The organism is Streptomyces sp. NPDC048277 (assembly GCF_040652235.1).
Lineage (GTDB): Bacteria > Actinomycetota > Actinomycetes > Streptomycetales > Streptomycetaceae > Streptomyces.
The window spans coordinates 122,722-144,225 of the sequence record NZ_JBEZLQ010000025.1; the positions used below are offsets into that span (position 1 = coordinate 122,722).

Below are 21,504 nucleotides of genomic sequence, written 5' to 3' on the forward strand. Positions count from 1 at the left end.
TCATGAACGGGTTCACGGTCGCTCTGGTGCTGGTCGTCGCTGCCGTGGGTCTCCTGCGGTGGCGGCGCCCCGCCTGGTACTGGTTGACCTTCGGGGTCACGCTGGCCGTGGTGCGGGTCCTGGTCCGGTACAGCTCCGTGATGGACGCGTGCGGGCTGACCGTCCCGCCCGCCCGGTGGCGGCTCGCTCTTGCCCGTGCCGCCAACCGGCCGATACCGGAGCCGCGTCCGCCGCGCATCCTGCGGCTGCGGCCGACCCGTACGGGCCTGGTCCTGCGGCTCAAGCTCCGCCCCGGGCAGGACGCCTTCGACATCGCCGCCGCCTCGGACCGGCTCCGGCACTCGTTCTCCATGTACGGCGTCACCTCGCGGGAAGTGCGCTCCGGCGTCGTCGAGGTGCGGATGACCGGATACGACGTGCTCAAGCGGGTGCAGATGCCGGCCGAGACCGACCCGCGGCCGATGCGGGTGCCGGTCGCACTGCGGCAGGACGGCTCGGTGCACTATCGCGACTACCGTGCGATACCCCACGCCCTCACCCTCGGAGCCACGGAGTCCGGCAAGTCCGTCTACCAACGCAATCTGGTCGCCGGACTCGCCCCGATGGACGTCGCCCTCGTCGGCATCGACTGCAAGCAGGGGGTTGAACTGTTCCCGCTGGCCCGCCGGTTCTCCGCGCTGGCCGACGACCCCGACACCGCCGCCGAAGTGCTCGATGCCCTGGTGGCACGGATGGAGCGTGTGTATCGGCTCATCCGGTCACAGCAGCGGATCACCTCCGACGTACCGGATGCGGAGATCGCCGCCGACATCTGGGACCTGCCCGACGACCTGCGCCCGGTGCCGGTCGTGGTTCTGGTCGATGAGGTCGCCGAACTCGCTCTGTATGCAAGCAAGGAGGAGGAGAAGCGCCGGGATCGCATCGTCACCGCTTTGGTTCGTCTTGCCCAACTCGGCCGCGCGGCCGGCATCTACCTCGAAATCTGCGGGCAGCGCTTCGGCTCCGAACTCGGCAAGGGCATCACCATGCTCCGTGCCCAGCTCACCGGCCGTACCGCCCACCGCGTCAACGACGAATCGTCCGCCAACATGGCCTTCGGCGACATCTCCCCGGACGCCGTCCTCGCCGCCATCCAGATCCCGGCCGAGATGCGGGGCCTTGCCATCGCGGGAGACTCCTCCGGCGGGTGGCACCGCATCCGCGCCCCGCACACCTCGCTTCGCCAGGCCGTGAACATCTGCAACCGGCACGCCGACCGGACCCCGGACCTGCCCGAGCTGGCCCCGTTCCGGCCCGTTCTCCTCGGCTCCGACGCCGAGTCCGTGGCGCTGGTCAAGGCGTCCTCGGCCACCGCCTGATCTCTCACCGCTCCTCACGGTCGGCGTGACCGCCTTCGCGCCGCGTCCCTACCCCGCCATGCCCAAATGAACGGAGACCCGCCATGTGCCCGGACTGCGAGGACTTCGCCCGGACCGTTCTCCTGCTCGGCCAACTCGCCCTCTACGCCGACATGGCCGGCGCCGACCTCGACTTCGTGGACGCCGTCAGCACGTCCCTCGCCGTCTCGCTGCCCGAGCCGCCCGGCATGTTCCCGGACGACCAGGACCACGACCCCGACGGCGGCCGCCCTGCCTCCCCGGGCGACGTCTGATGGGCGCCCGTCACGGTCTCCGGGTCGACGCTGTCCTGATTCAGGCCGTGATCGCCGGTGCCCTGTCCTTCGCCCACCTGCACGACCTGGCCGCCGCTTCCGGACAGAACGGCTGGAAGGCCTGGGCCTACCCGGTCAGCGTCGACCTGCTCTTGGTCGCCGCTTGGCGGCGGCTACGCAGCGAAGGGCCGTCCCGGCTGGCGTGGTGCTGGTTCGTCGTCGCTCTGTTCGCCTCGCTCGGCGCCAACGTCGCCACCGCCGGGTTCCTCGACCTGACCGATCCGCCCGCCCTGCTCCGCCTCGGCATCGCCGGATGGCCCGCGCTCGCCTTCCTCGGCGGCACGCTCCTCGCTCACTCGTCGCCTGCCGAGCGGGAGTCGGAGCCGATTCCGCCGGCCCCCGTCTCGGACACGCCTGGCGCCGAGCAGTCCGCATCGGAAGCCGTGACCGCGCTCGACGTGGCCCCCGCGCCGGAAGTTACGACCGCTGCGGCGCCGGTGCCCCAGGTCCCCGCCGCCCTCGTCGACCACGCCCGCAAAGTCGCCGACGAGTACCGCGCCCGCACCGGATCCCCGATCGACTCCGAAACTCTCCGCTCCCGCCTCGGCGTCCCGCCCCACCTCGCCGACGCCATTGTCGCCCACCTCACCTGATCCCCGAGAGACACCGGAAGGAGGACAACGGATGACCCGCGACCCCGCTGCCCTGACCGCTGCCGACTACCTCGACAGCGCCCGCGAGATGGCCGTAGCCGGTCGGCCCTACCTCGCCCACCTGCTCGCCGAGGAGGCCGCCAAGCGCACCCCCGACCCGGCCACCGCCGCCGGTATCCGCGCCACCTTTCCCGACCCGACGGCCGCCCGAAAGGAGAACGACTGACATGCCCGCCCGCGACAACTTCCACTCCCTGATGCGGATCGGCCCCGTGCAGATCGGCACCCACCGTGACCGCAACGGCCGTACCACACACGCCGCCGTCTGCACCGCCGACCGCTGCGGCTGGTCCTCCGACTACTCCAGCCAGACCGCCGCCCAGCTCGCCGCCCGTACGCATCGCTGCCGCGTCGCCTAGGAGGCCACGGTCCATGCAAGTTCCGCTCTGGTTCGCCTTGTTGGCCGTCGGCTACCTCGGCGTCAAGCTCATCCGCCCGCCCTGGTGGCTGATCTGCGTGCTCCTCCTCGGCGGCTACCTCCTCGCCGACAGCGTCTTCGCCCCACTCATCAACACCGCCGTCAAGTAACCCGCCGCGAAAGGAGAACCGCCCATGCTCCGGCCCAAGCTCCCGACCATGCCCCAGCCCACCGGCCTGACCACCCCGACCGCCGTCATCCACCCGACCACCATCACCCCCGGCACCCAGGCCACCCCGGTCCCGCCGGCACCCGTCGCCGTTCCCGCACCGCCGTCCCGCCCGGTCGTCCAACTCACCCCCGGCACTGCCTTCGCCCTGGTCGGCGGCGGCACGGCCGTCGTCCTGGTCGTCGGTGCCGTCCTTGTCTCCCTGCTCCTGGCGGTCGCCATCACCGGCGCTTCTGTCGCCGTCTGCGCGGTCGTCCTGCGCTCCCTGCTCGCCTCCGAGGCCAAGCGCCGCTGACCGGCCCCCGGGCGGCCTCGATACCGCCAAGCATCCGCCGCCCGGGAGCCGTCCCCACCGATCGATCTCGCAACCGGAAGGAACCCCCAGCATGGCCCACCGGGCCTCACCCGCGACACAGAAGACGCACCCGCCCAACCCGCCGCAACTCGACCCGACCACCCTCCGGGACGTCCTCCGGGTCGCCTCGGCCACCGACTACACCCGCTGGGAAGACCAGATCCGCCGTACCGGCGGCTGCTCCGACCCGATCCACCTCACCGGCTGGACCCTCCACAAGGACAAGACCACCGGCGAGACCCTGCACCACTACTCCACCGCCACCGAACCGGGCGGACGCCTCCGCCTCGCCTGCGGCAACCGTCGCGCCTCCCGCTGCCCTTCCTGCGCCTGGACCTACGCGGGCGACACCTATCACCTGATCCGCGCTGGCCTCGCCGGAGACGACCGCCGCGATATCCCCGCCGCCGTCCGCGACCACCCGCGCGTCTTCACCACCCTCACCGCCCCCTCCTTCGGCCCGGTCCACAACCGCCCCGACCACGGCGGCACCTGCCGCTGCGGCACGCTGCACACCCCCGACGCCTCCGAGCTGGGCACTGCTCTCGACCCGAAGTCCTACGACTACGCGGGCGCCGTCCTCTTCAACAACCACGCCGGTCAGCTCTGGCAGCGCTTCACCACCCGCCTCCGTCGCGAACTCGCCGCCCGCGCCGGCCTGCCCCGCCGTGAACTCGCCGACCACCTCCGCGTCTCGTACGGCAAGGTCGCCGAATTCCAGAAGCGCGGCGCCCTCCACTTCCACGCCGTCATCCGACTCGATGGCCCCGACGGACCCGGCACGCCGCCGCCCGCCTGGGCCACGGTCGATCTCCTCACCGACGCGACCCGCGCCGCCGCCGCGCACTCGTACACGTCCGTCTCCGTCCCGGCCGCCGCCGACCAACCCGCCCGCACCTTCCGATGGGGCCGGCAACTCGACGTCCGTCCGGTCAAGGCCTTCGGTGACGGCTCCGACATCACCGAACAGGCCGTCGCCTCCTACGTGGCCAAGTACGCCACCAAAGCCGCCGAGAACACCGGCACCCTCGACCGCCGTATCGGCGAACTCACCGAACTCGACCGCCACCACGTCCCCGACCACGCCCGCCGACTCATCACCGCCTGCCGTGACCTGGACGCCCTCTACCCGGACCGACGTCTCTGGGCCTGGGCGCACATGCTCGGCTTCCGCGGCCACTTCTCGTCCAAGTCGCGCACCTACTCCACCACTCTCGGCGCCCTCCGCCAGGAACGCGCCGACTACCGCGCCGCCCAAGAGGCCTCCGCCCTCGGCCTCGACGACCGCGAGCCGGACACCGTTCTCGTCCTGACCGACTGGCAATACGCCGGCCACGGCCACACCCCGGGCGAAGCCGCCCTCGCCGCCACCATCGCCCGCGATCTCCAGACCAACCGCGAGACCGCGCGCGACGCCCTGCGCGACAAGCTCACCGAGGAGGGAGCCGCAGCATGACCACCGCCACCGCCGAACTCCTGACCGTGCCGGAGGTCATGGCCCGGCTCAAGCTCGGGCGCTCCAAGGTCTATGACCTCATCCGGTCGCACCGCCTCGTCTCCATCAAGATCGACGGCGCTCGTCGCATCCCCGCTGACGCCGTCCGGGACTTCGTCCGCGGTCAGTTGGAGGAGGCTGCCTGATGGCCACTCAGCGCAAGCGCAACCCGACGGCGCCGGCACCATCACCAAGCGCAAGGACGGCCGCTTCCAGTGCGCGGTCTATGTGCTTCAGCCGGACGGCACCACTGCTCGGAAGTTCGCCTACGGCAAGGACTGGGCGGAATGCGACGCCAAGCGCCGGGCGCTGCTCGACAAGGTGGATCAGGGCATCCCCGTACCCACCAAGTCCGCCAAGCTCTCCGAGTGGCTGCCGTACTGGCTGGACAACGTCATCAAGCCCCGACGGAAGCTCAGCACGTTCGACAAGTACGAGGCACACGTCCGCCTCTACCTGGTGCCCCGCCTCGGTACCAAGCGCCTCGAATCCCTCGGCGTTGCCGACGTCCGCCGCTTCCTCGTCCGCCTGGAGAAGGAGACGACCGCCGCAACTGCCAAGGAATCGCACCGAGTTCTGCGCTCGGCGCTGTCCTCCGCCTGCCGCGAGGAGCTCATCACACGAAACGTCGCCAAGCTCGTCGAGCCGCCCCGCACGGACACACCCGAGCTGCACCCCTGGACCCTGGACGAGACGCTCGACTTCCTCGCGGCTTCCCGCAAGGACCCGCTCTACGCTGCATTCGTCCTCGCCATCGCCATGGGCTTGCGCCGGGGAGAGATCGTCGGCCTCCGCTGGTCTGACCTCGACCTCGACAACCGCGTGCTCTACGTCCGCCACCAGGTCCAGCGCCGCCGTGGAGTCCTGTACGACGACGATCCCAAGAGCCGCCGTCGCCGAGCCGTCCCGCTGCCCGCCCTCTGCATCGCGCCCCTGCGCTGGCACCGCATGCGGCAGTCACACGCACGCGCAAAGGCAGGGGAGAGGTGGCAGGAGTCCGATTACGTCTTCGCCACCCGCACCGGCCGCCCCGTCGAGCCGCGCAACCTCTACCGCTCCTTCACCCGCGTCGCCGAGTCCGCCGGCCTCCGCGTCATCCGGCTGCACGACGCCCGCCACGGCACCGCCACCCTCCTCACGGCGGCTGGGGTCGCGCCCCGCGTTGTGATGGAGATCCTCGGCCACTCTCAGATCAGCATCACCATGGACGTGTACACGCACGTCGTCCAGGACACCCAGCGCGAGGCCATGAGCCACATGGACCGGCTACTGCGAAAGCGGCGTCCCGGTCGCGGCTGACCGCCCCCGTTGATGTCAAAACTGGATGTCAAAGGCCCCGGACCAAGATCGGTCCGGGGCCTTTTGCCTGGTGCCCCCGGCAGGATTCGAACCTGCGACACCCGCTTTAGGAGAGCGGTGCTCTATCCCCTGAGCTACGAAGGCGTGGGCTTGTGGAAAACCTTGGAGAAAACCCAGTGCGTGGATCTTCGGCCTCGGTGTACAAGCCCGCTGGTCAGTGGGGGTGCGCTGGTGCTCGCTTCGGATTCCCGGGCGGGCATCGGGCGCGACCTGACCGCTGACGGGAACAGCGTAGCGGATCGGGGCGGAGCGATGGGATGGAGCACGGGGGCAGCGCTGCTACGCGGTGCGTGACCTGCCGTTCTCCGAATCACGCTGAGGGGTGGGTCGCTTGTTTTCGGGATGAGCGGGGGCCTCTTATGTCCGTTCCGTCGCTGGTGCGGAGCTTGTGTGGTCGCAGGTGCCCGAGGGGTGGCCGTCGGCCGGTCGTGGGTAGTGAGTGGTTGGGTTGGATCTCCTGGTGTCTGGTTGCCGTGGAGGCGTGGATCGCTGCGGGGCCGGGCCAGAGTTGTTGTTGGTCGAGGGCGTTCTCCAGGTGGGTCAAGGGCGACCCGGTCGGGGCGCCGGGCGGCCCGCGCGCCGCCCCAAGCCCGTGCGGGGCACCGCCCCGGACCGCAAGGCCCCGATGCGTGACGCCGCGCCCGCGGTGCCAAGCCGGCCTACGACTACCTCAGCGGCACGACCATCGGTGCGGACGGCACCTTCCTGGGCCGGCTCGGACCGGACGCCCCCACCGGGTCCTTCGTCTCGCGGATCGGCGGCATCTGGCAGCACACCGCTACGTCACCGGCGTACAACCTGGTCACCACCCACGAGGGCGCCTTCTCCAACTGGTTGAACCGGATCTTCACCTCCACCCGGGGCACGGCGCCCCCCACTACGCCCTGCGTCAAACACCCTGGCGGGAGCCGGGGGTACCCCGATGGACTGGTGGTCCATGTCTCCTCCTCTCCGTCGTCGGCAGGACCCCCCTTCCACCGGCAGCGCTCGTGGCTGCCCGCACAACCGACCCGCCGTGCCGACCAGTTGGGACATCAGGACAGTGGCTCAGTCTTGTCGCTCGAAACACGGCACGACCGTCACTGTCCGCCTGTCCGCCTGTCCGCCTGTCCCTCTGTCCGTCTGTCCGCACTGCACGTCTGTCCGCACTGCACGTCCCGGGCATCTTCGCCCGGTGTACGGCGGCCTGGCAGAACGGCCTGGCAGAACGGCCTGGCAGAACGGCCCGGCAGAACGGCCCGGCAGAACGACCCGGCAGAACGACCCGGTCACCCCGCTCTCACCGCAGCGGCCGGCGCCCTGTCGGCTCAGTGCAACTCCGGTTCGGCGGCGGCCGTCTTCGCCTCGGGTGGCCCGGCGTCGGAGGTCAGGCGCAGGCCCCGTGTCTCGCGCGCCAGCGCGACGGCGGTGAGCGTCACCAGGCCGAGGAATCCGATGTAGACGTAGACCAGTGTCATCGAGTCGCCGTTCGCGCCGTAGAGCGCTGTGGCGATGAAGGGCGCGATGCCGCCGGCGAAGACCGCGCCGAGGTTGGCGCTGATGGCGGTTCCGCTGTACCGGAACTCGGTCGGGAAGAGCTCGGCGAACCAGGAGGGTTCCACCGACAGCATGGGGGCCATGCCGAACGCGTAGGAGAGCGCGAACGCCAGCCAGATCAGCGCGGTCCGGCCGGAGCCGATGAGCAGGAACAGGGGTATGTAGAAGGCCAGCAGGAAGCAGGCGCCGCCGGCGAAGACCCGCTTCCTGCCGATCCTGTCGGACAGGTGCCCCCACAGCGGGATCATCGGGATCGTCACGGCCGACGCGAAGACGACGCCGAGGGTGGTGACCGTCTCTGAGGCGTGGCCGGCCGACTGCGCGTAGGTGACGGCGAACGCGGTGATGAGATACGCGGACGCGTTCTCGAAGATGCGCAGGCCGACGACGGTCGCGATGCTCTTGCGCTGCGTCCGCAGTGACTCCCGCAGCGAGGGCGGTTCGATCCCTTCGCTCTGGGCGGCCCGGAACTCGGGCGTCTCCTCGACCGACCTCCGGATGATCAGGCTTGCGACGACCGCGACCATGCTGATCAGGAACGGGATCCGCCAGCCCCAGGACCTGAAGGTCTCGTCGGACATGGTGGCCGACATGAGGGCGAACAGGCCCGCGGCGGGCAGCGTCCCGATGTACTCGCCGGAGTTGATGAGGCTGGTGAAGAACCCGCGTCGACGTTCGGGGGCGTATTCCACGACGAGCACGGCCGAGCCGCTCCACTCGCCGCCGACGCCGATGCCCTGGACGACCCGCAGGAGGATGAGCAGGAGCGGGGCCACGATGCCGACCTGGTGGTAGGTGGGGAGCAGGCCGATCGCGACGGTGGCGAGGCCCATCACGAGGATCGTGATCACGAGCGTCGGGGACCGGCCGATGCGGTCGCCGAGCCTGCCGAAGACGAGACCGCCCACAGGCCTGGCCATGAACCCGACCGCGAAGGTGGCGAAGGACGCCAGCAGCCCCGCGAAGTCGGAGGCTCCGGGGAAGAACACATGGGGGAACACCAGTGCGGCGGCGAGCCCGTAGAGGGAGAAGTCGTACCACTCCAGGGCCTGACCGCTGACACTCGCGATCAGAGCCCGCTTGAACGGCCGCGTGGGCCGGTCTTCCGTCATTGTCAGCAACCGATCCGTCGTTCGGGATGGGGACGACCCGGGGACTGGCGGTCCGGGGAGAGACCGGGCGGGACGTCCACGCGTCCGCTCGTGCCGGGCCCTCGCAGGCGCGAGCCCGGCACGGGAACGTCGGCGAACGTGTCCGCACTCCTCCGGGATTGATCCTTCAGGGGATTGATCCTTCGTACGGGCTGGGAGGGCAGGGAAGGTAGAACATTACCGATAGTCGGTAACCATAGTCGTTGGGGTGTGGGTCGCCAACCCCCCCGTCGTCACTTGAGCGGGCATGCCCTTCGACGTGTCAGCGGGTCTGGAGATCCACCAGGTCCGACACCGTGCGGGCAGTGCCTGCAGAGAGCCGGCCGGCCAGCGCGAGAAAGACCTCGGCCGTGGTCATGGCGTCTCCCAGGGCGTGATGCGGCGTGTGCACGGGCATTCCGAGTGCGGATGCCGTGTACTCCAGGCTGATCGCCCAGCCCGGGCGCCGTGGGAGATCCAGGCAGCGGTACGCAAGGGCGGCGGTGTCGAGGACGGGCTCGTGCAGGGTTACCCGGGCCGGTCTCAGGGCCCGGCCCAGGAACGCCCGCTCGACCCAGGCCGAATGGGCGACGAGGATCCGTCCGGTCATGACCGTCAGCAGTTCCTCCAGGCACTCCTCCATACGGGGAGCGCCGTCCAGGTCGGCCTGGCGCAGGGCGTGGACGCGAGTGGCGGACTCCGCGATGGCGCAGTCGGGTCTGATCAGCTGGTAGAAGGCGTCGGCTGCCCGGATGCGGCCCTGCGAGACGGGCACCGCCCCGCAGGCGATGATCTGGTCGCGGCGCGGGTCGAGCCCGGTGGTCTCCACGTCCAGGACGCAGTAGTCGGCGGCTCGCCACGCGATGCCGGTGTCCGGTGGTGACGCCGCGTACCGGCGGGCCGCGGGGCCCGTGGGTCCGAGCAGGGGCAGTCTCACGCCAGGCCTGGGAGTCCGGCGCTGATGCGGTCCTGTACCTGGGTGATCGCGCGGAAGGCGTTGCGAAGGTGGCGGCGCTGCAAGGGGTCCAGCTGCGCCGACGCGATGAACGTCTCCGGGGCCCGGCCCGCGCGGAGGGCGGTCACCTCCTCCTCGACCAGGAGTGAGTAGCAGAGGGTGAACGCGCCCTTCAGCATGTCCGCCTCGCCGGTGGTCAGCAGTCCCGCGTCGGCCGCGCGGCCGAGCCGGTCGGGGGTCGAGCCGCTGGTGTCCCCCGCTTGCAGAGCCAGCGCCCGGGCCAGCGAGGTGACCGGACGCAGCCCGGCGCGCTTGAGGTCGAGGTGGCCGCGGCGTTCACCGAAGTGCTCCACCACGAAACCGCGGACGAATCCTGCCGGGGGGCGCTCGGTGAGGGCGAACCGCAGCATCGCCTTGAGCAGGTCCTGTCGGCCCGGCCCGGTCAGCAGCTGGGCCGGGACGGCCTGCCCCAGCGCGCGCTGCGTCATGGCGCGGCTGTCCAGCATGGCCGAGACGAGCAGCAGATGGACCGGATCCGCGGGATCACGGATCCACCCGGACACCGTCCTGCGCCAGGACGCGGCGGTCCTGTTGAACAGCGGATGCGAGGCGTTGGCGTCGTTCGGGCACAGGCGGAGACCGCATCTGACGAGGTCGCCCAGGACATCGTCGGCGGCGGACCGGACGGCGTCCTGGCCGGGGGGCTCGGCGGCCGACGGCCTGGGCCGCCACGACAGGGCGGTGTCGATGTCCGAGTCGGGCAACGGCTCCCGCCGCGCGAAGGAGCCCAGCACCATCCACGAGGCGACCAGGTCGGCGAGCGTGCGGTCCTGCGCGTGCAGCGCCACCGCCTTGAGCAGCACCGCGTCGACGATCGCGGTCAGCACCGCGCCGAGATGAGTGGCCGAGACGTCCGCGTCGTGCAGCTCCACGACGGTGGGGCGCAGCAGTTTGCACGCCTCGGCCAGCTCGTCGAGCGAGCGGGCCGACGCGATCGCGCTGCGGACCACCAGCGGGTGCCGTACCTCGGCCGAGGCCATGTCGATGACCCGGGCAACGCCCCGCACGCCGCCGTCGGCGCCGGTGACCACCACGTGGTGGACGCCGACCTCGATCATCCGCAGATACGCGGTGCTGACGCTGACATCGTCCGTCACGGTCAGCGCCGGGGAGCTGGCGATGGCGGAGACCGGCGCGTCCAGCGGCACCTCGCCGGTGGCCACCCGGCGGCGGAAGTCGTCGTCGGTGACGATGCCGAAGCTGTCCCTGAGCCGCATCAGCGCGCAGGACTGACCGGCCGCGGTGACGCGCACGGCGGTCTCGCGCACGGTGTCCTCCGGCCGGCACCACACGACCGGCCGGAGGAACTGGCCGACCGGGCGTTCCAGCCGGTCGGAGGCGCCGCCCGCCGCGATGAGCCGGTCCCGGGCGATCAGGGTCCCGTAGTGCGCGTACGTCAGCCGCTCCGGTTGCCGTACCACCGTGCGCGGGTCCGGGAGCCGGTAGCAGAGGGTCTCCTCGGCGGCGCGCACGGTCAGTGCCGGCGGGAGGCCGGACAGAACGGAGACGTGACCGAACGTGTCGCCCTGCCCCAGGACGTCGACCACCCGCCCCTGGCTGGTGACTTCGACGGATCCGGTGCGCACGACGTAGATGTGGTCCAGGCCCTGCGATCCGCTGGCGACGATGACCTCACCGGTGGTGAAGTACTCGACCTCGACCTCGTGCGCCAGCCGCTCCAGGTCGTCGGGTTCGAGCCGGTCGTAGGGCGCCTGAGCGCCCAGGAACTCGACGAACTCCCTCATGGGCCGTTCTCCTGCCCGTGCTCAGCGGTCGCGCAGGGAGGCGACGACCGGGGACAGCCGCTCCAGTACGGCCCCGCCGGCCGCCTTCATCGGTCGGCGTACCGGTCCCACGGGCCCGGACAGCAACGTCACCGCGGCCTTGACCGTCCCGGTGTAGGCGCTGTCCGCCAGTGCGCCGAACAGCGGTTCCAGGGAGCGGGTGGCGGTGTCGAGCGCGTCGGTGTCCGCGGTGCGGGCGGCGTTGTACGCGTCCGCCAACAGGCGCGGTGCCACATTCCCCGCGCCCAGGATGAACCCCTTCACTCCGGCGTCCAGCGCGGACCGGAACAGCGCCTCCTCCCCGCACCAGACACTCAGGCCCGCGACGGCGCCCGCCGCCAGGTCCAGCAACTGCCGCTCGTCGCCCGAGGAGTCCTTGACGAACCGGACGGCGGGGACCCGCCCGGCCAGCCTGGCAAGGAAGTCGACGCCGAGCGGCACGCCCGAGGCGGCGGGGAAGTTGTAGGCCATCAGCGGAAGGTCGACGGCCTCCGCGACGTCACCGTAGTAGGCGATGATGTCGTCCTCGTCGACCGGCCCGTAGTAGGGCACCGCGAGGAGCAGGGCCGCAGCCCCGTGTTCGGCCGCGTGGCCGGACAGCTCCAGGGCCTCGGCCGTCGACGGTGAACCGGTCTGCGCGATGACCGGGATCCGTCCGTCCACCACCTCGCAGGTGAGTTCCACGACCTCCTTGCGTTCGGCCGTGGACATGGTGGCGAACTCACCGGTGCTGCCGCAGGCCACCAGTCCGTGGATGTCGGCCTCGACCTGGATCTCGATCAGCTGTGCGAGCCGAGCCCTGTCGATCTTGGTGCCGTCCGGGCTGAAGGGTGTCAGCAGTGCCGTGTACACGCCCTCGACCATGTCGTCGTACCTCTCTGGTGCTCGTTGGTCCGGCGTTCCCGCGCGGGTTCCGGAGGGCGGTGTCCATGCACCGCGTACGGGGTGCATGGACATCGGATGCCGTCAGACGGCCGCGGTCAGGGCCAGTTCGACATCCTTGACGACCTGGGCGCGGGTCTCCTCGTCCAGGGGGAGCCGCGGGGGCCGGCACGGACCGCCGAAGCGCCCGGCGACCTCCTGGGACAGCTTGATCGCCTGCACGAAGGTGTGCTTGGTGTCCCACATGAACGCGGGCTGCAGCCGCTCGTACAGCGCGAGCGCCTTGCCGACGTCACCGGTCCGGGCCAGCTCGTAGATCTTGGCGCAGAGCTGCGGCAGCGAGTTGGAGAAGCCGCCGATCCAGCCGACGGCGCCCATGGACACCGCTTCGAGCACGACGTCGTCGGCGCCCGCCAGCACGTCGAGCCGGGGCGCGAGGCGCCGGATGGCGGTGATACGGCGGATGTCCCCGGAGAACTCCTTGACCGCGACGACCTCTTCGATTTCCGCGATCCGGGCGAGCAGCTCGGGGGTGAGGTCGGTGTGGGTGTCGAAGGGGTTGTTGTACGCGACGATCGGCAGGCCCGCCTCGGCTATGTCCGTGTAGTGGGCCACGACCTCCTCGTCGTTGGCGCGGTACGAGTTGGGGGGCAGCGCGAGCACCGCGTCGGCGCCCGCTGCCGCGGCCTGCTCGGTCCAGCGCCGCGACTCCGCCGAGCCGTAGGCGCCGACTCCGGGGATGACGCTGAAGCCCTCGGGAGCCGCCTCGACGGCGAGCTCGACCAGCTTGGCGCGCTCTTCCGCGGTGAGTACCTGGTACTCACCGAGCGAACCGTTGGGGCAGACGCCGTGGCAGCCGTTCTCGCTGAGGAAACGGACGTGCTCCTGGAAGCGGTCGTAGTCGATCGAGAGGTCGTCGTTGAGCGGGAGCGTCGTGGCAACCACGATGCCGTGCCATGGGCGCATGAGGTCTCCTTCGTTAATCTGTAATCGGTAATGTACTACCTCGAACTGTGGGGTGCAACGGGTCCCGTGCGGTCGCCGCAGGGGCGCTTGACAGGGGCGGATCGTCGCCATCTACTGGGGTGGTGGGTAACCGACTACCCATGCAGTGTTTGATCATCTACTGCGAAGGAACTCTCGTGACCTCGACTCTGCCGGCCGCGACGAAGGGCCAGGCTTTCATCAACGGGGCGTTCACCGACGCCCTGTCCGGGGAGACGATCGACTGCGTCTCGCCGGCCACCGGCCAGGTCCTGACCACGACCAGTGCGTGCGGACCGGCCGACATCGACCGTGCGGTGGGCGCCGCCCGTGCCGCCTTCGAGGACGGGCGCTGGAGCCGCCGGGCTCCGGCGGAGCGCAAGGCCGTCCTGCTCCGGTTCGCGGATCTGCTGGAGGCCAACCTTCAGCAGATCGCGCTCCTGGACTCCATCGACGCGGGCAAGCCGATCTCCGACTGCGAGAACCTGGACCTGCCGGACGTGATCGCGACCATCCGCTGGTACGCGGAGGCGGTCGACAAGGTCTTCGGCAGGATCTCCCCCACCGGTTCCGACGCTCTCGGCCTGATCTCCCGCGAGCCGGTGGGCGTCGTGGGCGCGGTCCTGCCGTGGAACTTCCCGGCCGCCACCCTGTCGTGGAAGATCGGGCCCGCGCTGGCCGCGGGCAACTCGATCGTCGTCAAGCCGGCCGAACTCGCCCCGCTGAGTACGATCAGGATCGCCGAACTCGCCGCCGAGGCCGGGCTGCCCGATGGTGTCTTCAACGTCGTACCGGGGCTCGGGCATGTGGCGGGCAAGGCCATCGGCCTCCACAACGACATCGACGTGGTCACCTTCACGGGGTCGACCCAGGTCGGACGGGCGTTCCTGCGCTACGCGGCCGACAGCAACCTCAAGCAGGTCGTGCTGGAGTGCGGTGGCAAGAGCCCGCAGATCGTGATGGCGAACAACGCCCACCGGCTGGAGCTCATCGCCGAGGACCTGGCGGACGCGGCGTTCTGGAACGCCGGCCAGAACTGCACGGCGGGGTCGCGGATCCTGGTGGACAACTCGGTCAAGGCGGAGTTCGTCGACCTGCTCACCGCGCTGGCGGCCGAGCGCAAGGTGGGCGACCCCTCCGACCGCTACACCGAAATGGGCCCGCTGATCGAGCCCTCGGCGCTCGACCGGGTGATGCGCTACGTCGAGCAGGCGCAGAAGGACGGCGCGACGGTCCGCTCCGGCGGCACCCGGCTGTTCGAGGAGACCGGAGGCAATTTCGTCGGGGCGACCGTGATCGACGACGTCGCGCCCTCGATGGCGGTGGCCCGCGAGGAGATCTTCGGCCCGGTCGTGTCCGTGCTCGGCTTCGACTCCGAGGAGGAGGCCGTTGCCCTGGCCAACGACACCGACTACGGCCTGGCCGCGACCGTCTGGTCCAAGGACATCGACCAGGCGCTGCGGATGGCCCGCGGGGTCCGCGCGGGGACCGTCGCCGTCAACGGCTACAGCGAGGGCGACATCACGACCCCGTTCGGCGGCTACCGCACCTCGGGCTTCGGCGGGCGGGACAAGGGCCTCGAAGCCTTCGACCAGTACACCGAGCTGAAGACGATCTGGGTGACGTTGCGATGACCGGCTCTGTGACTGATGCCTCGGCCGGCACGCTGACCAGCCGCAGCCCCCAGCGGCCCCACGAGGTCGTCTTCACCCAGCGGGCCCAGACCCCCGACGACGCCGCCGCGGCCGTGTCGTCGGCCCGTACGGCGGCCCGCGCCTGGGCCGTCGACGCACCCGCGCACCGCGCGGCCGCGCTGCACACCTTCGCGAACCTGATCGAGGAGAACGCCTCCGCGTTCACCGACCTCATCGTGCGCGAGGTCGGCAAACCCCTGGCCGAGGCGACCGGTGAGGTGGCGCGCGCCGTCGCCATCGTCCGCTACTACGCCCAGCAGGTCTTCGACCCCACCGGCTCGACCTTCCCGTCCGCCGGAGACACCCTGGCCTACACCCGGCGCAGGCCGCACGGTGCCGCGGCGCTGATCACCCCGTGGAACTTCCCGCTGGCCATTCCCCTGTGGAAGGCCGCGCCCGCGCTGGCCGCGGGCAACGGAGTCGTCCTGAAGCCGTCCCTCGACGCCCTCGGCGTCGCCGACGAACTGGCGCGTCTCGCCCGGGCGGCGCTGCCCGGCGACCTCTTCCAGGTCGTGGCCGGAGAACGAGAGACGGTCGAGGCGCTGATCGACGCCGCCGACGTGGTCTCCTTCACCGGCTCGACCCGGGTGGGGCGAAGCGTCGCCCAGCGTGCGACGGCGCGCGGCATTCCCGTACAGGCGGAGATGGGCGGCCAGAACCCGGCCGTCGTCCTCCCGGACGCCGACCCCGAGCACACGGCGCGCACCCTGCTGCCCGCGGTGGCCGGCTACGCCGGGCAGAAGTGCACCGCGACCCGGCGCATCGTCGTCGTCGGTCACGACAACCCTGTTCTCCCTGCACTGCGCACCGCTCTGGCGGGCATGGAGCCCGGTGATCCCGTGAAGCCGGACACCGCGGTCGGCCCCCTGATCGACGAACAGGCAGCGAAGACGTTCACCGCGGCGGTCGCCGAGGCGGCCTCCGACGGAGCCGAAGTGCTGCAGACGGCGCGCCCGCTCCCCGACGCCGGCTGGTACGTCCCACCGACCCTGGTGTTCGGCCTGCCCGCAGCCCACCGGCTGCTGCACGACGAGGTCTTCGGCCCGCTGGCCGCCGTCGTCACCGTCGATTCCGTCGAGGAGGCGGTCGCCGCCGCGAACGACGTCGACTACGGCCTCGTGGCGTCGGTGCACGGCCGGGACATCGAGGCGCTCCTGCGCGTGGCGAACCAGCTTGAGGCGGGCATGGTGAGGGTGAACGCCGCCACCACCGGCGTGGACTTCTACATGCCCTTCGGCGGGGACAAGGATTCCAGCGCGGGACCCCGTGAGCAGGGTAAGGCCGCACTCGACTTCTACACCGGGACGCAGACCGTGACCGTTGCCCCAGGCCCCCGCCAGACGTCCTAGATCTCCAGGCGCTGCCCGCCGCGAGGGTACGGAGCGGGCGTCCCGGTCGGGTCCGGTAGTATGTAATCCACCAGTAACTCGAACCCGAGGGGGCACGGTGCCGCAGGCGGTGGGTCGGCTCACACGTTCGAGTCTGCGTGACCAGGCACTCGTGATCCTGCGACAGCGCCTGGTCTCCGGTGATCTGAAGCCCGGAGAGATCTACTCGGCCCAGGCGCTGGCCGCGGAACTCGGCGTCTCGGGCAGCCCGGTGCGCGAGGCCATGCTGACCCTGGTGAACCAGGGGCTGATGGAGCCCGTGCGCAACCGCGGTTTCCTCGTCGTCTCACTCAGCGAAAAGGACCGCCAGGACATTCTGGAGCTGCGGGTCATGCTCGAGGTGCCGGCCATGGTCCGGCTCGCGGGCAGGGCCGAAGTGGCCGCGGCGCGAGCGGAGTACCAGGCGGTCGCGGACCTGATCGTGAGCGCTGCCGAAACCGGTGACGTGGTCGAGTACCTGGAGCAGGACCGGGTGTTCCACCTGGGGCTGATCGGCATGCTCGGGAACCCGCGGCTGACCCAGGCCGTGGAGAACCTGCGTGACCAGACCCGGTTGTTCGGTCTGCAGTCGCTGATCGAGAGCGGTACGCTCACGGCCTCCGCGCTGGAGCACGCCGAGATCCTCGCGGCCATGGTCTCCGGCGACCAGGCCGCCACCGAGGCGCTCATGTCCCGTCACCTCGAGCACGTCCGCGGCGACTGGGCCGGCTGAGGACCCATCAGCCGCCGGGAGCGGCCGTCCTTCGGGCGGCGCTGACTCCTGCGCTCCGTCCGGCCTGCCCCATCGCAATCGCATCACCAGAGGGTTTCCAGCTCTAGTAGTACGTAGTATGCTACCCACTACCTAATACCATGCCGCCAGGATGGCTCGTGCTGCCAGGACATCCCCACGAGGCGGGTCGGACGCTCATCAGCCTGTGAACCCGCATGCGCGACCGCCTTCTCCAGCTTCTCCAGCGGACGGCAGACGAAGGGAAACTTGACCATGAAGATCGACGCAGTCGACTGTTTCGGTTACGACCTGCGCTACGCGCACGGCGAGTACGTCATGTCGGGGAACCGCGCCGCCACCTCCGAGATCGGCACGCTGGTGCGGCTGCGCACCGACGCGGGGGCCGAGGGCTGGGGTGAGATCACTCCGCTCGGCAACCGCTACCTGCCGACGCACTGGGCCGAGGTGCGGGCCGCCCTGAACACCCTGGCGCCCGCCCTGATCGGTCAGGACCCGACCAACGTCAACGGGATCCGCCGCGTCCTCGACGACGTCCTGCTGGGCGGCGACTACGCCAAGGCCGCCATCGACGTCGCCTGCTGGGACCTGCTCGGCCAGTCCGCGGGACTGCCCATCTCGGCCCTGCTCGGCGGAGTCCTCCAGGACGACTTCCCCCTCTACGAAGCCGTCCCGCTGGCGGCCCCGGAAGCGATGGCCGACTTCGTGGTCCGGCGCGAGGCGGCGGGCATCAAGCGGTTCCAGCTGAAGGTGGGCAACGACCCCTTCGACGACGCCGTCCGCACGAAGGCCGTCGTCGACGCGGCTGCCTCCGACACACTGGTGGTCGCCGACTCCAACGGCGGCTGGAACCTGCGGGCGGCCCAGATCGCGCTGCGGGAGATGGCCGACCTGCCGATCTTCGTCGAACAGCCCTGCCGGGACACCGACGACTGCGTCTTCGTGATGCGCCACTCGTCGCTTCCGCTGGTGCTCGACGAGTCCATCCTGACCCTCAAGGACGTCTTCCGTGCCAAGTACGACGCCGGTGCCGTCTCGGTCAACATCAAGATCAGCCGGGTCGGCGGCCTGACCCAGGCCGCCCGGATGCGGGACCTGATGCAGGACCTCGACATGATGATCTCGATGGAAGACACGTGGGGCGGTGACGTGGTCAGCGCCGCGGTCAGCCACCTGGCGGCCAGCACCCGTCCCGAGAACTTCCAGAACGCCTCGTTCATGAACGACTGGACCGACGGCCACGTCGCCGGCTACCACCCGCGCTCGCAGAACGGCCGCGGCTCCGCGCCCACCGGACCCGGGCTCGGCATCACCGTCTCGACCTCCGGGCTCGAAAACGTCTTCACCGTCCGCTGACCGCCTTGTGAGCACCGCGAACCCGCAAAGGACCCACCTCATGCCGACCCGGTTCCAGAACATCGTCAACGGCAGACCGACGCCTGCGAGGGCCTCCGGCGATCGGGCGGTGCTCAACCCCTCGACGGGGGAGACCATCGTGGAGGTGGCGGACTCCTCACCGGCCGACGTCGCCGACGCGGTCGCCGCCGCCGACGCCGCCTTCCCCGGCTGGTCGCGGCTGACCCCGGCCGGCCGGCACAAGGTGCTGACCCGGCTCGCGGACGCGCTGGAGGACAACGCGGCGGACGTCGTCGACCTGGAGGTCGCGAACGCCGGCAAGCCCGTCTCCGCCTTCCGCGACGAGGAGTTCCCCGACTGCGTCGACGGCATCCGCCTCTCGGCCGCCGCGGGCCGCAGCCTCACCGCCAACGCGTCGGGGGAGTACCTCGACGGAGTCACGTCTTCCTTCCGGCGGGAACCCATCGGTGTCGTCGGTGCCATCACCCCGTGGAACTACCCGCTGCTCCAGGCGATCGCGAAGATCGTCCCGGCGCTGGCCGTGGGGAACACCATGGTCATCAAGCCGTCCGAGCTCACTCCGCTGAGCACGGTCCGGTTCGTCGAGATCGCGAACGAGATCCTGCCGCCCGGCGTGCTCAACGTGGTCATGGGCGACGGACCCGGCGCCGGAGCAGCCCTCACCGCCGACCCCCGGGTGGGCGTCGTCAGCTTCACCGGTTCCGTGGCCGGCGGGCGAGCCGTCGCCGTCGCAGCCGCCCAGGGGCTGCGCAAGTCGGTGATGGAACTGGGCGGGAACGCGCCGGCCGTCGTCTTCGCCGACGCCGACATCCCGCGCGCCGCCCGGCTGCTCGCCGCCTCGGCCCTGTTCAACACCGGCCAGGAGTGCATGGCCTCCAGCCGCATCCTCGTCGAGGAGTCCGCCCATGACGAACTCGTCGCCGGCCTGAAGGCCGAGCTGGAGAACGTACGGCTGGGCGACGCCCGCGACGAGGCGACGACGCTGGGCCCGATGATCTCGCAGAAGCAACTCGACCGCGCCCTGGGGCTCCTCGACCGTCGTTCCGGTACGGCCGAGGTCCTCACCGGCGGCAAGCGGCCGGAGAGCGACGGCTTCTTCCTCGAGCCGACCCTCATCACCGGGCTGCGGCAGGACGACGAACTCGTCCAGACCGAGGTCTTCGCGCCGGTCGTCACCGTCCAGCCGTTCCGGGGCGAGGAGCAGGCGCTGGCCATGGCGAACGGCACCCCCTACGGACTGTCGGCCTCGGTCTGGTCGTCCGACACCGGGCGCACCGCGCGCTTCGCCCGCGACCTGCGGGCCGGCATGGTCTGGGTCAACGAACACCTCCTGTTCGGACCCGACTGCGCGGTCAACGGATTCGGCGAGTCCGGATTCGGTATCGAGAACGGCCTGATGGGTGCCACCGAGTTCACCCGGCTCAAGCACGTACTCACCAGCCACCACTGAAACCGAAGGACGAGGACGCGGACGTGAACGCAACGACGCCGACACCGAGCTGGCGCAACTGGGGTCTGAACCAGAGCTGTGAACCGGCCAGGATCGCCGACCCCGCCACGCCTGACGAGGTCGCTCACGAAGTCCGGCAGGCCCTCGCGGCCGGCCGCACGGTGCGGGCAGCGGGCTCCGGGCACTCGATCATGCCGATCGTCCCCACCGACGGCCTGCTCATCGACCCGTCGCGGCTGAAGGGCATCACCAGCATCGACACCGACGGCCAGAAGGCCACCATGCTCGCCGGAACCCCGCTGCGCGAACTGGGCCCGAAGCTGTGGGAAGCCGGGCTGAGCATGGCGAACCAGGGCGACATCGACATCCAGACGATCACCGGCGCCACCAGCACGGGCACCAAGGGATCCGGGGTGAACCAGACCAACCTGGCGGCCCGGATCAGCATGACCGAACTCGTCGACGCCTCCGGCGAGCTCCGGCGGATCGACTCGGGCGACGAACTCGCCGCCGCGCAGGTCTCGCTGGGACTCCTCGGCATCATCACCCAGGTCGAAGTGCGGATGGAACCGCGCTACTTCCTGCGCGAGCAGTACCGGATCATGGCCTACGAGGACATCCTCGACCGGTGGGACGACCTCAAGGCGGCCCACCGGCACTTCTCCTTCTGGTGGATGCCCAACGAACGCGCCCACGCCCTCTACGGGTTCGACCCGGTGCCCACCGACCACGCCCTGGTCAAGCTTCTCGACAAGGTCGACATCGACGACTCCTACGAACTGCGCCACACACCCGAGGGCCGGATCGGACGCAGCTACCTCGTCTACCCCGACACCACCACGGACCCCACCTTCCACGAACTCGAATACATGCTCCCGGCGACCCGCGACAGGGACGGCTTCAGCGCCCTGCGCGACCTGATGCTGACCAAGCACCCCGACGTCGACTCGCCCGTCCAGATCCGCTGGCAGAAGCAGGACGACGCCTGGCTCTCCCCCCAGCACCGCCGCGAGACGGTCTCCGTGTCCGTCTCGGGACTCATCGGCACCGACTACACGCCCTTCTTCAACGAGGTCCAGGCACTCCTCCAGCCCATGGAAGCCCGCCCGCACTGGGGCAAGTGGAACTCCTTCACGGCCGAGGACATCGCCCACGTGTACCCGCGCTACGAGGACTTCCGCCGCCTCCGCGCCGAGTTCGACCCCGAGGGCCGGTTCGCCAACGACTATCTGCGCCGGCTCTTCGAGATCGGCCGGTAGCGGCTCGTTCCGCCCTGCCGGCCGGGTGACCGACTTGACGCGCTCTCAGGACCTCGGACCAGAGAGCGCGTCAGCAGGAGCCTTGTTTCCCATTTCTAAGACAGTTGACTTATTC

At 70.4% G+C, this 21,504-nt stretch carries 21 protein-coding genes, 1 tRNA gene and 1 pseudogene; 16 read left to right on the top strand and 7 right to left on the bottom strand.

The genetic code is table 11. The features are described 5' to 3' along the window. The first annotated feature begins 2 nt into the window (after positions 1-2). The 10 genes and pseudogenes from AB0D85_RS39815 (at position 3) to AB0D85_RS39860 (ending at position 6,100) form a co-directional block, all read left to right on the top strand. Complete coding sequence (locus AB0D85_RS39815) at positions 3-1,358, top strand: FtsK/SpoIIIE domain-containing protein (protein WP_362331769.1); 1,356 nt, start codon at positions 3-5, stop codon at positions 1,356-1,358. 83 nt (positions 1,359-1,441) lie between these two features. Continuing rightward, a complete protein-coding gene (locus AB0D85_RS39820) occupies positions 1,442-1,651 on the top strand; it encodes a hypothetical protein (RefSeq protein WP_362331772.1) in 210 nt (69 codons plus the stop codon). Beyond that, positions 1,651-2,304 carry a DUF2637 domain-containing protein gene (locus tag AB0D85_RS39825; protein ID WP_362331775.1) on the top strand — a complete coding sequence of 218 codons (654 nt, stop codon included), beginning with the start codon at positions 1,651-1,653 and terminating at the stop codon, positions 2,302-2,304. Before AB0D85_RS39820 ends, AB0D85_RS39825 begins: the two co-directional genes overlap by 1 nt. A 31-nt stretch (positions 2,305-2,335) precedes the next feature. Beyond that, on the top strand, positions 2,336-2,530 hold the full coding sequence (locus tag AB0D85_RS39830) for a hypothetical protein (protein ID WP_362331778.1): 195 nt from the start codon (positions 2,336-2,338) through the stop codon (positions 2,528-2,530). Position 2,531: 1 nt separating this feature from the next. Further along, positions 2,532-2,723, top strand: a complete 192-nt coding sequence (locus AB0D85_RS39835; protein ID WP_362331781.1) for a mobile element transfer protein — start codon at positions 2,532-2,534, stop codon at positions 2,721-2,723. Positions 2,724-2,736: 13 nt separating this feature from the next. Continuing rightward, on the top strand, positions 2,737-2,892 hold the full coding sequence (locus AB0D85_RS39840; RefSeq protein WP_263209767.1) for a hypothetical protein: 156 nt from the start codon (positions 2,737-2,739) through the stop codon (positions 2,890-2,892). A gap of 24 nt (positions 2,893-2,916) precedes the next feature. Next, positions 2,917-3,246 (top strand): SpdD-like protein, encoded by a 330-nt coding sequence (locus tag AB0D85_RS39845; protein ID WP_362331786.1) that lies wholly within the window; start codon positions 2,917-2,919, stop codon positions 3,244-3,246. Positions 3,247-3,337: 91 nt separating this feature from the next. Next, positions 3,338-4,762, top strand: coding sequence for a replication initiator protein RepSA (gene repSA / locus AB0D85_RS39850; RefSeq protein WP_362331789.1), 1,425 nt, complete (start codon positions 3,338-3,340; stop codon positions 4,760-4,762). After that, positions 4,759-4,947, top strand: a complete 189-nt coding sequence (locus tag AB0D85_RS39855) for a helix-turn-helix domain-containing protein (RefSeq protein ID WP_362331793.1) — start codon at positions 4,759-4,761, stop codon at positions 4,945-4,947. The genes repSA and AB0D85_RS39855 overlap by 4 nt, the downstream gene beginning before the upstream one ends. Further along, a pseudogene (locus AB0D85_RS39860) lies at positions 4,947-6,100 on the top strand (site-specific integrase). Before AB0D85_RS39855 ends, AB0D85_RS39860 begins: the two are co-directional and overlap by 1 nt. 68 nt (positions 6,101-6,168) lie before the next feature. Here AB0D85_RS39860 and AB0D85_RS39865 read toward each other — a convergent pair. The 7 genes from AB0D85_RS39865 to AB0D85_RS39895 form a co-directional block, all read right to left on the bottom strand. After that, a tRNA-Arg gene (locus tag AB0D85_RS39865) sits at positions 6,169-6,244 on the bottom strand. 581 nt (positions 6,245-6,825) lie between these two features. Continuing rightward, positions 6,826-7,026, bottom strand: a complete 201-nt coding sequence (locus AB0D85_RS39870; protein WP_362331796.1) for a hypothetical protein — start codon at positions 7,024-7,026, stop codon at positions 6,826-6,828. Between the two features lie 441 nt (positions 7,027-7,467). After that, positions 7,468-8,808 (bottom strand): MFS transporter, encoded by a 1,341-nt coding sequence (locus AB0D85_RS39875; RefSeq protein WP_362331799.1) that lies wholly within the window; start codon positions 8,806-8,808, stop codon positions 7,468-7,470. 301 nt (positions 8,809-9,109) lie between these two features. Further along, complete coding sequence (locus tag AB0D85_RS39880; RefSeq protein WP_362331802.1) at positions 9,110-9,763, bottom strand: 3'-5' exonuclease; 654 nt, start codon at positions 9,761-9,763, stop codon at positions 9,110-9,112. After that, positions 9,760-11,586 carry a putative nucleotidyltransferase substrate binding domain-containing protein gene (locus tag AB0D85_RS39885; protein ID WP_362331805.1) on the bottom strand — a complete coding sequence of 609 codons (1,827 nt, stop codon included), beginning with the start codon at positions 11,584-11,586 and terminating at the stop codon, positions 9,760-9,762. The genes AB0D85_RS39880 and AB0D85_RS39885 overlap by 4 nt, the downstream gene beginning before the upstream one ends. Positions 11,587-11,607: 21 nt before the next feature. Then, entirely contained in the window at positions 11,608-12,489 is an 882-nt protein-coding gene (locus tag AB0D85_RS39890; RefSeq protein ID WP_362331808.1) for a dihydrodipicolinate synthase family protein, read from the bottom strand. Positions 12,490-12,591: 102 nt separating this feature from the next. Beyond that, positions 12,592-13,473, bottom strand: coding sequence for a dihydrodipicolinate synthase family protein (locus AB0D85_RS39895; RefSeq protein WP_362331811.1), 882 nt, complete (start codon positions 13,471-13,473; stop codon positions 12,592-12,594). A 176-nt stretch (positions 13,474-13,649) separates the two neighbouring features. Here AB0D85_RS39895 and AB0D85_RS39900 point away from each other — a divergent pair, with 176 nt between their 5' ends. From AB0D85_RS39900 to AB0D85_RS39925, 6 genes are all read left to right on the top strand, one after another. After that, a complete protein-coding gene (locus AB0D85_RS39900; RefSeq protein WP_362331814.1) occupies positions 13,650-15,125 on the top strand; it encodes an aldehyde dehydrogenase in 1,476 nt (491 codons plus the stop codon). 8 nt (positions 15,126-15,133) lie between these two features. After that, the gene (locus tag AB0D85_RS39905) at positions 15,134-16,534 is read left to right on the top strand and encodes an aldehyde dehydrogenase family protein (protein ID WP_362331817.1); all 1,401 of its coding nucleotides are present in this window, start codon (positions 15,134-15,136) and stop codon (positions 16,532-16,534) included. 151 nt (positions 16,535-16,685) lie between these two features. Further along, a complete protein-coding gene (locus AB0D85_RS39910) occupies positions 16,686-17,285 on the top strand; it encodes a GntR family transcriptional regulator (RefSeq protein ID WP_362331820.1) in 600 nt (199 codons plus the stop codon). A gap of 273 nt (positions 17,286-17,558) precedes the next feature. After that, positions 17,559-18,659: a mandelate racemase/muconate lactonizing enzyme family protein gene (locus tag AB0D85_RS39915; protein ID WP_362331823.1), complete on the top strand. Its 1,101-nt coding sequence runs from the start codon at positions 17,559-17,561 to the stop codon at positions 18,657-18,659. A gap of 40 nt (positions 18,660-18,699) precedes the next feature. After that, complete coding sequence (locus AB0D85_RS39920) at positions 18,700-20,130, top strand: aldehyde dehydrogenase family protein (protein ID WP_362331826.1); 1,431 nt, start codon at positions 18,700-18,702, stop codon at positions 20,128-20,130. A gap of 23 nt (positions 20,131-20,153) precedes the next feature. Beyond that, complete coding sequence (locus AB0D85_RS39925; RefSeq protein ID WP_362331829.1) at positions 20,154-21,389, top strand: D-arabinono-1,4-lactone oxidase; 1,236 nt, start codon at positions 20,154-20,156, stop codon at positions 21,387-21,389. The last annotated feature ends 115 nt before the right edge of the window (positions 21,390-21,504 follow it).